A 12,843-nucleotide genomic window follows, 5' to 3' on the forward strand; every position below is an offset into this window, starting at 1 on the left:
TGCGGTGTGTGAAGACGAAACGAACCGAAAGTTCGACTCTTACAAAACACCGAAAGCTATCACATACCCAATTTTCTGAAGCGAGGCCAGCTGGCCACGACTCAGTACCCGAATTTCTTGACGACCATAGAGCATTGGAACCACCTGATCCCATCCCGAACTCAGCAGTGAAACGATGCATCGCCGATGGTAGTGTGGGGTTTCCCCATGTGAGAGTAGGTCATCGTCAAGATTAAATTCCAGAACCCCTGTTTGCTTATGCAGACAGGGGTTTTGTTTTGGGCGGTCGGAAAGGGTCAAGTGGCTCATCGGACGGCCTTCAGTGCTAAAGTCCATGCCTCGATTTTGCTTTTGCCAAGGAAGCCGTTATGCCGGATGCGATGCCTCTCAGCGCAGGATTCATGGTGGTTCACGGTAACCGCCTGGACGAACTGCGCAGCCTGGTGGTCAGTTGGATGCGCCGTTATCCCCTGGCCCCTCTGGAAAATGAAATCGCCCTGGTCCAGAGCAACGGCATCGCCCAATGGCTCAAGCTGGCCCTGGCCGAAGATCCGGAAGATGACGACATGGGCGGCTGCGGCATTGCTGCGGCGATCGACGTGCAACTGCCCGGCAGCTTCATGTGGCAGCTCTATCGCATGGTCCTGGGGCGCGACGAGATCCCGCCCAAATCCCTGCTCGATAAAGCCCCGCTGACCTGGCGCCTGATGCGCCTGCTCCCCGAGCTGATCAATCAACCGCACTTCGAGCCGCTGCAGCGCTTCCTCACGGACGACTCCGACCTGCGCAAACGCTACCAACTCGCCGAGCGATTGGCCGACCTGTTCGACCAATACCAGGTCTACCGCGCCGACTGGCTGGAAGATTGGGCCGCCGGCCGCCATCAACTGCGTAACGGCCGCGGCGAATCCAAACCCCTCGACCCCGCCAACTGCTGGCAAGCCGAGTTATGGCGCGCCCTACTGCTGGATGTGGGCGAAGCCGGCATGGCGCAAAGCCGTGCCGGTGTGCATCAGCGCTTTATCGAACGGATCAATAGCCTTGAGCAAGCGCCGCCAGGGCTGCCTTCCCGAGTGATTGTTTTCGGCATTTCCTCATTGCCCGCCCAAGCACTCGAAGCGCTCGCCGGCCTGGCGCGCTTCAGTCAGGTCCTGCTCTGCGTCCACAACCCCTGTCGCCACCATTGGTCCGACATCGTGGCCGACAAGGACTTGCTGCGTAACGAATACAAACGCCAGGCACGCAAAGCCGGCATGCCGGTCACCATCGACCCGCAAACCCTGCACCAGCATGCTCACCCGTTGCTCGCCGCCTGGGGCAAACAAGGTCGCGACTACATCAGCCTGCTCGACAGCTACGACGATCCCAACAGCTACCGCGCAGCCTTCCGCGACGGCCGCATCGACCTGTTCAGCGACGGCGAACCGACCACACTGCTCAACCAGCTCCAGGACGATATCCTCGAACTGCGCCCGCTCAACGAAACCCGCGACCTCTGGCCCGCCGTCGATCTGCAGCGCGATACCTCGATCCGCTTTCACATCGCCCACAGCGCCCAACGCGAAGTGGAAATCCTCCACGACCAATTGCTCCAACGCTTCAGCGCCGATCCGGCGTTGCGTCCCCGCGACATCATCGTCATGGTCCCCGACGTCGACAGTTACGCGCCGCACATTCGCGCGGTGTTCGGCCAGTTGGACCGCAATGATCCGCGCTTCATCCCCTTCACCCTCACCGACCAGGGCCAACGCGGCCGCGACCCGCTGTTGATCGCCGTCGAACACCTGCTCAAGCTCCCCGACAGCCGCTTCCCGGTTAGTGAAATCCTCGACCTGCTCGACGTCCCGGCCCTGCGCGAACGCTTCGCCATCAAGGAGCGCGACCTGCCGACGCTGCATCGCTGGATCGAAGGCGCCGGCATCCGCTGGGGCCTCAATGCCGAACAGCGCGCCGGTCTCGGTCTACCCCACGAACTGGAGCAAAACAGCTGGCGATTTGGTTTGCGCCGTATGCTGCTCGGTTATGCCGTGGGCACGGGTGTCGCCTGTGACGGCATCGAGCCCTACGACGAAATTGGCGGCCTCGACGCGGCCTTGATCGGCCCGCTGGTCGCGTTGCTCGACGCACTCAGCGACGCCCACCAAGCCTTGTCGCAACCTGCGGCTCCGCAAGAATGGGGCGAGCGCCTGCAACGCTTGATGCAGCTGTTTTTCCTGCCCAGCAGCGAACACGACGACTACCTGTTGGGCCAGCTCGAACAGCTCCGCGAAACCTGGCTGGAAACCTGCGAATCCGTCGGCCTGCAGGACGAGTTACCGCTCACCGTAGTCCGCGAAGCGTGGCTAGCCGGTCTCGACCAAGGGCGCCTGTCTCAGCGCTTCCTCGCCGGAGCTGTCAATTTCTGCACCCTGATGCCGATGCGCGCGATCCCGTTCAAGCTGGTCTGCCTGCTCGGCATGAATGACGGCGACTACCCACGCGCCCAACCACCGCTGGATTTCGACCTGATGGGCAGCGACTACCGCCCCGGCGACCGCTCGCGCCGCGAAGACGACCGCTACCTGCTGCTCGAAGCCCTGTTGTCAGCCCGCGATCAGCTCTATATCAGCTGGGTCGGCCGCAGCATTCGCGACAACAGCGAGCGCCCGGCATCGGTATTGATCGGCCAACTGCGCGATCATCTCGCCAGCGGCTGGCAGTCAAGCCAAAGCGACGCACCGCTGCTTGACGCGATGACCCAGGAACACCCGCTCCAACCCTTCAGCGCGCGCTATTTTCACGCCGGTGACCCGCTGTTCAGCTACGCCCGAGAATGGCAGTTGCTGCACGAAGTCACGGATGCGCCGCCAGACAACACCGAACTGGCGGCCCATCGACAGGAAGAACCCCTGAGCCTCGGTCAGTTGCAGGACTTCCTGCGCAACCCGGTCAAACACTTCTTCAGCCAGCGTCTGAAAGTATTCTTCGAGGCTGCCGAAGTGCCGCTGGCCGATGAGGAACCCTTTGTCCTCGACGCCCTGCAACGCTACAGCCTGAGCGACAGCCTGCTGAACGCCGCGCTGAGCCAGCCCGATCATGTCGACCAGGCGCTCAGCGCCCAGGCCCGTCGCCTGCAAGGCAGCGGCCTGCTGCCCATGGTCGGTTTCGGCGAGTGCCTGCGCAACGAACTGATCGAGCCCTTGCCCGGCCTGCTGCAACGCTATCAACAACTGCTGGCCCTCTGGCCCACTCCGCACATCGGCGCGGAACCGATCAGTTTCGAGCATCAAGGCATTCAGCTCGAAGGCTGGATCAGCGGCCTGCATCGGCGCAGTGATGGCGGATTGTTGAGCGTCACCACCATCCCCAACAGCATCGGCTCGATCAAGACCCGCAAGTGGCATCGGCTGATTCGCCCGTGGGTCAACCACTTGGTGGCCTGTGCCTGCGGCCTGCCGTTGAGTACCGCGCTGGTGGCCAGCGACGACACCTTGTTGCTGGCCCCGTTGGAACCCTCCAGCGCCCAGGACATCCTCGGCGACCTGCTGCTGGCCTGGCACGTCGGCATGGCCAAACCGCTGCCCGTCGCGGTTAAAACCGCGTTCGCCTGGCTCGGTCAGACCGACCCGGCCAAAGCTGCGGCGGCCGCGAGCAAAGCCTACGAAGGTGATGGCATCAACACCGATGGCGAGCGCCGCGAAACCCCCGCGCTGACCCGGCAATTCCCCGACTATGCGGCCCTGGTGGCCAGCGAAGCATTCGAAGGCTGGTGCGAAACCTTATACCGGCCCCTGATCAACGCCGCCTGGCGATCACTCACTGGCGAGGAGGCCGGCGCATGAGCAGCAAACCCTTGGCCCTGGCCTTCCCGCTCAAAGGCAGCCAGCTGATTGAAGCCAGCGCCGGCACCGGCAAGACCTTCACCATTTCCGCCCTGTACCTGCGCCTGGTGCTCGGCCAGGGTGGCGATGACGCCGGCTTCGGCCGCGAACTGCTGCCGCCGCAGATCCTCGTGGTGACCTTCACCGACGCCGCCACCAAGGAACTGCGCGAACGCATCCGCATCCGCCTGGCCGAAGCCGCGCGGTTCTTTCGCGATGAGATCCAACAGCCCGACGCCCTGATCGCCGAACTGCGCGATCAATACCCGCCCGCGCAATGGCCGGCCTGTGCCAACCGTCTGGACATCGCCGCGCAATGGATGGACGAAGCCGCCGTTTCGACCATCCACAGTTGGTGCCAGCGCATGCTGCGCGAACACGCCTTCGACAGCGGCAGCCTGTTCACCCAGACCCTGGAAACCGACCACAGCGACCTGCTCGGCGAAGTGCTGCGCGACTACTGGCGGCTGTTTTGCTACCCGATGCACGACGATGCGCTCAACTGGGTGCGCAACAACTGGGGTGGCCCGGCTGCGCTGATGCCACGGGTGCGCGCGCTGTTTGGCAGCGAACGGCCCAGCGGCGAAAGCCGCGAGCCGGCCGAGTTGATCACTGCGTGCCTGCAAGAACGCCGCGCCGCCCTGGTCGCCCTCAAGGCGCCGTGGCAGCAATGGGCCGACGAGTTGCGCGAGATCTGCCTGCAAGCCGTCGCCGCCAAAGCCGTCGATGGGCGCAAGATGCAAGCGCGTTACTTCGAACCCTGGTTCGAAAAGATCAGTGCTTGGGCCGCGGACGAATCCCTCGAACAACTGGACATCGGCACCGGCTTCACCCGCCTGACCCCGGACGGCATGGCCGAAGCCTGGAAGGGCGAGCCGCCGCACCACCCGGGCATCGACGCCATGGCCAGTCTCAAGGCCAGCCTGGATGCGCTGCCCACCCCCGACGCCGCCGTGTTGCAACACGCCGCCGCGTGGGTCGGCAAACGCTTCGAAGATGAAAAACGCCGGCGCGCCGAAATGGGCTTCGACGACATGCTGATCCGCCTCAACGCCGCCCTGCAAAGCGACGGCGGCGAGCGTCTGGCCAGCGTGATCCGCGAACAGTTCCCGGTCGCCCTGATCGACGAGTTCCAGGACACCGACCCGGTGCAATACAGCATCTTCGACAGCATCTACCGCATCGAAGAAAACCACCTCGACAGCGGCCTGTTCCTGATCGGCGACCCCAAGCAGGCGATCTACGCCTTCCGTGGCGCCGACATCTACACCTACCTGCGCGCGCGCCAATCCACCACCGGCCGGCATCACACCCTGGGCACCAACTTCCGCTCCAGCCACGCGATGGTCGAGGCGGTCAACCATGTGTTCCAGCGTGCGGAAACCGGGCGCGGTGCGTTTCTGTTCCGTAAGCCGAGTGGCGAAAACCCGGTGCCGTTCCAGCCGGTGCTGTCCCAAGGCCGCAAGGAGCAACTGCAGGTCGATGGTCAGACGCTGCCCGCGCTGAACCTCTGGCACCTGCCCACCGATCAGCCGATTTCCAACGCGGTTTATCGCCAGCAACTGGCGGCGGCCTGCGCCACACAGATTGTCGAATTGCTCAACGGCGGGCAGCAAGGCCGCGCTGGTTTCCTACACGCCGACGGCAGCTTCGATGGCGTGTTGCCGTCGGACATCGCCATCCTCGTGCGCGACGGTAAGGAAGCCCAAGCCGTGCGCGGTGAGTTGGCCGCACGTGGCGTGCGCAGCGTGTACCTGTCGGACAAGGACTCGGTGTTCGCCGCCCAAGAGGCGCACGACCTGCTGGCCTGGCTCAAGGCCTGTGCCGAACCGGACGTCGAACGCCCGCTGCGCGCCGCGCTGGCTTGCGTCACCTTGAACCTGTCACTGCCGGAACTTGAGCGTCTGAACCAGGACGAACTGGCGTGGGAAAGCCGCGTGATGCAGTTCCGTGGCTACCGCGCGATCTGGCGCAGCCAAGGCGTGCTGCCGATGCTGCGTCGCCTGCTGCACGACTTCAAACTGCCGCAAACCCTGATCGCCCGCAGCGATGGCGAGCGCGTGCTGACCAACCTGTTGCACCTCAGCGAACTGCTGCAACAGGCGGCCTCCGAACTGGACGGTGAACAGGCCTTGATCCGCCACCTGGCCGAACACCTCGCGCTGTCGGGGCAGGCCGGTGAAGAACAGATCCTGCGCCTGGAAAGCGACGAGCAACTGGTCAAGGTGGTGACCATCCACAAATCCAAGGGCCTGGAATACGACCTGGTGTTCCTGCCCTTCATCTGCTCGGCCAAACCGGTGGATGGCAGCCGCTTGCCGCTGCATTACCACGATGCCAACGGCAAGTCGCAGGTGAGCTTGCGCCCGACCACCGAGTTGATCGCCCAGGCCGATGACGAGCGCCTGGCGGAAGACCTGCGTCTGTTCTACGTCGCCCTGACCCGCGCCAAACACGCGTGCTGGCTGGGCATTGCCGACCTCAAGCGCGGCAACAACAGCAGCTCGGTGCTGCACCTGTCGGCGCTGGGCTATTTGCTCGGCGCCGGCGCCGCGTTGGCGGAGTCCGCCGGCCTGGCGCGCTGGTTGCTGGACCTGCAGGCAGGCTGTGCCGCCGTGCATTACGCGCCGATGCCCGAAGCCCACGCCAGCGTCTTCCACCCGCCGCGTAACGAAGCCACGCTGCTCGCGCCCTTGCTGCCCAAACGCAAGGCTGCGGAAAACTGGTGGATCGCGTCCTACAGCGCCTTGCGCATCGGCGACAGCATGAGCGCCGCCAACCTTGAAGCGCCGGAAAGCCCGCAAGCCCAGAAGCTGTTCGACGACGAACGCCTCGACCCTGACGCACCGCGTGAAGCGGCTGCGTCCGGCAGCGATATTCACCGTTTCCCACGCGGCCCTAACCCCGGCACCTTCCTCCATGGCCTGCTGGAGTGGGCGGGCGAAGACGGCTTCGACGTGACCCCGCAGGCTATCGAAAAGGCCGTGGGCGCGCGCTGCAACCGCCGCAACTGGGAAGGCTGGATCATCGCCCTCAGCGGTTGGCTCGGCCATCTGCTGCAAACACCGCTGCCGCTGGATAACGATCAGGTTACGCTCAGCGGCCTGCAGCACTACCAGATCGAAATGGAGTTCTGGTTCGCCAGCCATAAAGTCGACGTGCTCGCCCTCGACAAGCTGGTGTGCCAGTACACCCACAACGGCGTCTCCCGCGTCGCAGCGGAACCGGTGTTGCTCAACGGCATGTTCAAGGGCTTCATCGACCTGACCTTCGAGCACGACGGCCGTTATTACGTGGCCGACTACAAATCCAACTGGCTCGGCCCCGATGATTCGGCCTACACCCAGGACGCCATGGAACAGTCGATCCTTGAGCATCGGTACGACCTGCAATACGTGCTTTACCTGCTGGCCCTGCATCGCCAACTCAAGGCACGCCTGCCGGATTACGACTACGACCGCCATGTCGGCGGCGCGCTCTATCTGTTCCTGCGCGGCACTCGGGCCGCCAGCCAGGGGGCGTACTTCACGCGGCCGCCACGGGCGCTGATCGAGAGCCTGGACCTGATGTTCCAAGGCCAATCGTTACCGCCCAAGGCTGAGCCCGCCTGGGAACAAGGAGTGTTGCTATGAGCCTGTCGCCGTTACCGCTGGAGGCACTGATGCCCCTCAGCCGCGCCGCCGATCTGGTGCAACTGTTCGAACGTTGGGTCGAGCGTGGCTGGCTGCGGGCGCTGGATAAGGCGTTCGTCGGCTTTCTGCACGAACTCGACCCGCAGGCCGACCCCTTGGTGTTGCTGGCCGCAGCCCTGACCAGCCATCAACTGGGCCACGGCCATGTGTGCCTGGACCTGTTCGAAACCCTCAAGGCACCGGATTTCGCCCTGTCCCTGCCGCCGGAAGGCGACCTGCAAACCGGCGCCATGCTGCTGCCGTCGCAACTGCTCGCGGGCCTGGACGGCGCGCATTGGTGCCACGCCCTGGCCGCCAGCCCCTTGGTCGCGTTGGCCGTCGACGGCAGCGAGGCCGCGCAAAGTCGCCCGTTGGTGCTGTCTGGCAAACGCTTGTACCTGCGCCGCTATTGGACCTATGAACGGCGCATCGACACGGCCTTGCGCCTGCGCCTGGCCACAGCAGAAAGCCTCGCCGCCGATCTGCCCCAGCGCCTGAACGGCCTGTTCGACCAAGCGCCGCCCGATGGCGTGATCGACTGGCAGAAACTCGCCTGCGCCCTGGCCACTCGCGGGGCGTTCAGTATCGTCACCGGCGGCCCCGGCACCGGCAAGACCACCACCGTGGTGCGCTTGCTCGCGCTGTTGCAGGCGCCGGCCGTGGAAGCCGGCAGCCCGTTGCGCATTCGTCTGGCGGCGCCCACCGGTAAAGCCGCCGCACGGCTTACCGAGTCCATCAGCCAGCAAGTGCTGTCGTTGAATGTGCCTGACAACGTGCGGGAAAAAATCCCGACCCAGGTCACCACCGTCCACCGCCTGCTCGGCAGCCGCCCGGGCACCCGCCACTTCCGTCATCACCTGGGCAATCCATTGCCGCTGGATGTGCTGGTGGTGGATGAAGCCTCGATGATCGACCTGGAAATGATGGCCAACCTGCTCGACGCCTTGCCGCCGCACGCACGCTTGGTGCTGCTGGGCGACAAGGACCAACTTGCCTCGGTCGAGGCCGGCGCCGTACTCGGCGACCTGTGCCGCGACGCCGAGGCCGGCTGGTACAGCGCCGACACCCGCCGATGGCTGCAAGCGGTCAGCGGTGAAGACCTGGGCAACAGCGGCCTGCAGGAAGACCGCGACGGCAGCCATCCGCTGGCCCAGCAAGTGGTGATGCTGCGCTACTCGCGGCGCTTCGGCGAAGGCAGCGGCATCGGCCAACTGGCGCGTTGGGTCAACCAGCAGAACGCCGAAGAAGCCCGACGGTTACTGGCCGCGGGCAGCCACCGCGACTTGTTCTGCGTCAGCCTCAAGGGCGAACACGACCACGCGTTGGAACGCCTGGTGCTGGACGGGCCGGGCGATGGCGCCGAGGGCTACCGTGCCTACCTGAACCTGCTGCACGCCGCGCGCCCGTCTCTCGACACCCCGCGTGACGACCCCGCCTGGACCCATTGGGCGCAACAACTGCTGCACGCCTTCGACGCCTTCCAACTGCTCTGTGCCGTGCGCAAGGGGCCTTGGGGCGTGGAAGGGCTGAACCTGCGCATCACCGCCGCCTTGCGCAAAGCGCGGCTGATCGACGGCGACGAGCAGTGGTACGAAGGCCGCCCGGTGCTGATGACCCGCAACGATTACGGCCTGGGCCTGATGAACGGCGACATCGGCATCGCCCTGAAATTGCCCGAAAGCGCCGGCGGCCCCCACGTGTTGCGCGTGGCCTTCCCGCGTAACGACGGCCAGGGCGGCGTGCGCTTTGTGCTGCCCAGCCGGCTCAACGATGTGGAAACCGTGTACGCCATGACCGTGCACAAATCCCAGGGCTCCGAGTTCACCCACACCGCGTTGATCCTGCCGGACGCGCTGAACCCGGTGCTCACCAAAGAACTGATCTACACCGGCATCACCCGCGCCAAGCGCTGGTTCAGCCTGATCGAGCCACGCGGCGGGGTGTTCGAAGAAGCCGTGCGGCGCAAGGTCAAGCGCTTGAGCGGGTTGATGCTGGAGTTGGGGCATGAGCCCGGGAAACCTGACTGATCGGTCATTTGGTATTTCGGATTTGAGTGTCATATTTTTCTGAAAAAATAGCGGGACCCTTCGAGGCGTAGCCTCGCGGGGCTTTCCGCCGCTGTGCTATCGTTGCGGCATCACCCCTCGTTGACACCTGAGAGAATCGCTGCATGAACGTGGCTGTCTCGTCCACAGAGCATCGCTTGAGCTGGAGACGCATGTTACTGGTGGCCGTGCTGTGCCTGCTCGCGCCGCGTGCTTTTGCCCAGACGGCCAGCCCCGTGGGCATGGCCGACTCCCGTGCCCAGGCGGTGACCCAGGTGGTGCTGGGTATCCTCAGTTATGCGCGCTGGCCGGTGGAACCGGCGCAACTGCGCCTGTGCGTCGTCGGGCCGACCCAATACACCGACGACCTGGTCAAAGGCACCACCCAAGCCACCGGTCGCCCGGTGGTGGTGCAGCGCCTGCTGGCCGACAACCCCGATATCGTCAATGCCTGCGACGCTGTGTACATCGGCGAACTCAATACTGATGAGCGCAGCCGCTTGTTTGCGTCATTGATGGGCCACCCGGTGCTGAGCATCAGCGAAGGCGGCGACCAATGCACCGTCGGCAGTCTGTTCTGCCTGCGGGTGGGCGATGAGCAGGTGTCGTTCGAGGTCAACCTCGACTCCGTGGCCCGCAGCGGCGTGCGTATTCACCCTAGCGTGTTGCAACTGTCGCGCCGTCGAGCGCCTGCGTCATGAGATGGACGAAAGCGCAACCGACCCTGCGCTCGGTCATCGGCCGCGGGCACTTGATCCTGGCGTTGGTGGCGGTGACGCTGGCCAGTGTGTCCCTGACCTTGCTCGGGGTGCTGGCGCTGCGCGTGTATGCCGAGCACAACCTGCACCTGATCGCACGCTCCATCAATTACACCGTGGAAGCGGCGGTGGTGTTCAACGACCGTGCGGCGGCCACCGAAGCCCTCAGCCTGATCGCCTCCACCGAAGAAGTGGCCCAGGCCCAAGTCTTCGACGCCAACGGCCGGCTGCTGGCGCAGTGGCTACGGCCGGACACCGGGATGTTGTCCCGGGTCGAGCTGCAACTGGCCCATTCTCTGCTCGAACAGCCGATCAGCCAGCCGATCGTTCACCAGGGGCGCACCATCGGCAGCATTCACCTGACCGGTCACGGCGGCAGCCTGTTGCGCTTTTTGCTCAGCGGCCTGGCCGGGATTCTGATCTGCACCGTCCTCAGCGCCTGGGTCGCCGTGCATTTGGCGCGGCGCCTGTTGCAGGGGATTACCGGGCCGTTGCACAGCCTCGCGGCGGTGGCCCACGCCGCGCGCATCGAGCGCGACTTCGACCGCCGCGTGCCACGGGCACAAATCGCCGAACTCGACAGCCTGGGCAACGACTTCAATGCCCTGCTGGAAGAAATGCAAGCCTGGCAAAACCACCTGCAAAGCGAAAACGAAAGCCTTGCCCACCAGGCCAATCACGACAGCCTGACCGGCCTGCCCAACCGCGCGTTCTTCGAAGGCCGCCTGATCCGTGCCCTGCGCAGCGCCGCCAAGGCCAACGAGCGGGTGGCGGTGCTGTTTCTCGACAGTGACCGCTTCAAAGACATCAACGACAACTTCGGTCATGCCGCCGGCGATGCGGTGCTGGTGGCGGTTGCCACGCGCGTGCGCGCGCAATTGCGCGAAGACGACCTGGTGGCGCGCCTGGGCGGCGACGAGTTCGCCATCCTGCTCTCGCCGCTGCACAAACTAGAAGATGCCCAGCGCATCGCCGACAAGATCATTGCCAGCATGGACATACCGATCCCGGTGCCGGGCGACACCCACGTGTTGACCTCCCTGAGTATCGGCATCGCCATCTACCCCGATCATGGCGTCACCCCCGGCGCCCTGCTCAACGCCGCCGATGCGGCGATGTACCAGGCCAAACGGTTGTCACTGGGCGGCCAGCAAACGGCGGAGGCGGAGCTCCCCGTCGTCAACGTTCACCACAGGAGTTGATCCCTTGTTCTCGACTGCACGCGTTGTGTTTATCACCTTATTCGTGGCCCTGCTGGCCCTGAGCGGCTGCCAGACACCCCCTCCCAAAGGCCTGAGCCCGGCGCAAGTCGCCGTCCTCAAGCAACAAGGCTTCGAACTGACCGACGACGGCTGGGCGTTCGGCCTGTCGGGCAAAGTGCTGTTCGGCAGCGACGTCGAAAGCCTCAACGCCCCCAGCACGGTCATTGTCGAGCGCATCGGCAAGGCATTGCTGGGCGTGGGTATCGACCGCGTGCGGGTAGACGGCCACACCGACGCCTCGGGCAAAGAGAGCTATAACCAGCAACTGTCTCTGCGCCGCGCCAAAAGCGTGGCCACGGTGCTGACCCGCGTGGGGATGAAGGAGGAAAATATCCAACTGCGCGGCCTGGGCAGCAGCCAGCCGGTGGCCGCCAACGACACCGCCGCAGGGCGCACCGAGAATCGGCGGGTGTCGATTGTGGTAAGTACCGACTAAGCGACTTCGCCCGTTCCAATGTATGAAATGCAATCCAAATGTGGGAGGGGGCTTGCCCCCGATAGCGGTCGGTCAGACAGATGCATGCTGACTGACACACCGCCATCGGGGGCAAGCCCCCTCCCACATTTGTACAGTGTTCGCTTAACTGCTCGGCGTCAGCGCCTGCGTCAAGTCATCCACCACCGCCTTGCCCATCTCACACAGATAATGCGCCGCCCAGGCGTATTGCTCGCCGCGCACATCCATGGCGGCTTCCATCGCGAGTTTCTTGGCGTAGTAAAGCAGGGTAGAGGCGTGTTCCAGCGCTTCGCCGAGCGGCATGCCCGCGTTGACGCGGAACAGTGGTTTTTCGTTTTCGCCGTAGTCGCCGAAGGTGACGACGCCGAGGGTGGTGAAGGCAGAAAGCGGTGGGTCGGGGACGATTTTGGTCATGATCTATACCTGGGAGTTTTAGGAACCACCCATTCATGTCGCTAAACATGAAAGGGTGGCAGCTGTACGCAGGTTAGCGAACCGGACCCAGGACCCGGCAGACCCGAAGATCTCCCACGCACAGCCGCCATAACACGAGAACGAAGAGCACAAAGCTCCTGCCGTTGGGGGCTGTGTCCGGGTTCGGGTCGCTAAACCCGTTCGCTGATTTCAGCGAAGTACGGAGGCTAGTGACTCGAACCCTAAGGCGCAATAGGGTGGAGATTCTCTAGGAATCGTCCTGCAATTTAAAGCGAATCGTCGTTGCTGGCCCTTTAATCCGCAAACCGCATCTCCCGCGTCTCCCCCATCAACAACCCCCGATTCTGCTCCGTCA

The 12,843-nt window shown here is 64.3% G+C and carries 7 protein-coding genes and 1 rRNA gene; 7 read left to right on the top strand and 1 reads right to left on the bottom strand.

Annotated features, from left to right (window positions below):
- Window positions 1-116 precede the first annotated feature (116 nt).
- The 7 genes from rrf to NR164_RS13350 all read left to right on the top strand — a co-directional run bounded on the left by rrf (window position 117) and on the right by NR164_RS13350 (window position 12,032).
- Window positions 117-232 (top strand): 5S ribosomal RNA (gene rrf, locus NR164_RS13320).
- Between the two features lie 136 nt (window positions 233-368).
- On the top strand, window positions 369-3,821 hold the full coding sequence (gene recC, locus NR164_RS13325) for an exodeoxyribonuclease V subunit gamma (RefSeq protein WP_256822844.1): 3,453 nt from the start codon (window positions 369-371) through the stop codon (window positions 3,819-3,821).
- Window positions 3,818-7,492 (top strand): exodeoxyribonuclease V subunit beta, encoded by a 3,675-nt coding sequence (recB, locus tag NR164_RS13330; RefSeq protein ID WP_256822845.1) that lies wholly within the window; start codon window positions 3,818-3,820, stop codon window positions 7,490-7,492. Before recC ends, recB begins: the two co-directional genes overlap by 4 nt.
- Window positions 7,489-9,558 carry an exodeoxyribonuclease V subunit alpha gene (recD, locus tag NR164_RS13335; RefSeq protein ID WP_177030511.1) on the top strand — a complete coding sequence of 690 codons (2,070 nt, stop codon included), beginning with the start codon at window positions 7,489-7,491 and terminating at the stop codon, window positions 9,556-9,558. Before recB ends, recD begins: the two co-directional genes overlap by 4 nt.
- A 143-nt stretch (window positions 9,559-9,701) precedes the next feature.
- Window positions 9,702-10,277 (top strand): YfiR family protein, encoded by a 576-nt coding sequence (locus NR164_RS13340; protein WP_046382063.1) that lies wholly within the window; start codon window positions 9,702-9,704, stop codon window positions 10,275-10,277.
- Window positions 10,274-11,536, top strand: a complete 1,263-nt coding sequence (locus NR164_RS13345) for a diguanylate cyclase domain-containing protein (RefSeq protein ID WP_017849490.1) — start codon at window positions 10,274-10,276, stop codon at window positions 11,534-11,536. The genes NR164_RS13340 and NR164_RS13345 overlap by 4 nt, the downstream gene beginning before the upstream one ends.
- Window positions 11,537-11,540: 4 nt before the next feature.
- Entirely contained in the window at window positions 11,541-12,032 is a 492-nt protein-coding gene (locus tag NR164_RS13350; RefSeq protein WP_079444696.1) for an OmpA family protein, read from the top strand.
- Between the two features lie 144 nt (window positions 12,033-12,176).
- On the opposite strand, the gene NR164_RS13355 is transcribed toward NR164_RS13350, so the two are convergent.
- On the bottom strand, window positions 12,177-12,467 hold the full coding sequence (locus tag NR164_RS13355) for a DUF3077 domain-containing protein (RefSeq protein ID WP_017849488.1): 291 nt from the start codon (window positions 12,465-12,467) through the stop codon (window positions 12,177-12,179).
- Between the last annotated feature and the right edge of the window lie 376 nt (window positions 12,468-12,843).

The sequence above is a fragment of the Pseudomonas sp. Pse79 genome (assembly GCF_024519615.1).
Classification (GTDB): domain Bacteria; phylum Pseudomonadota; class Gammaproteobacteria; order Pseudomonadales; family Pseudomonadaceae; genus Aquipseudomonas; species Aquipseudomonas veronii.

What these genes read in the sequence shown, in the direction of transcription:
- recC (WP_256822844.1), top strand. Translation starts at nt 369, where the DNA reads ATGCCGGATGCGATGCCTCTCAGCGCAGGATTCATGGTGGTTCACGGT.
- recB (WP_256822845.1), top strand. Translation starts at nt 3,818, where the DNA reads ATGAGCAGCAAACCCTTGGCCCTGGCCTTCCCGCTCAAAGGCAGCCAG.
- recD (WP_177030511.1), top strand. Translation starts at nt 7,489, where the DNA reads ATGAGCCTGTCGCCGTTACCGCTGGAGGCACTGATGCCCCTCAGCCGC.
- NR164_RS13340 (WP_046382063.1), top strand. Translation starts at nt 9,702, where the DNA reads ATGAACGTGGCTGTCTCGTCCACAGAGCATCGCTTGAGCTGGAGACGC.
- NR164_RS13345 (WP_017849490.1), top strand. Translation starts at nt 10,274, where the DNA reads ATGAGATGGACGAAAGCGCAACCGACCCTGCGCTCGGTCATCGGCCGC.
- NR164_RS13355 (WP_017849488.1), bottom strand. Translation starts at nt 12,467, where the DNA reads ATGACCAAAATCGTCCCCGACCCACCGCTTTCTGCCTTCACCACCCTC.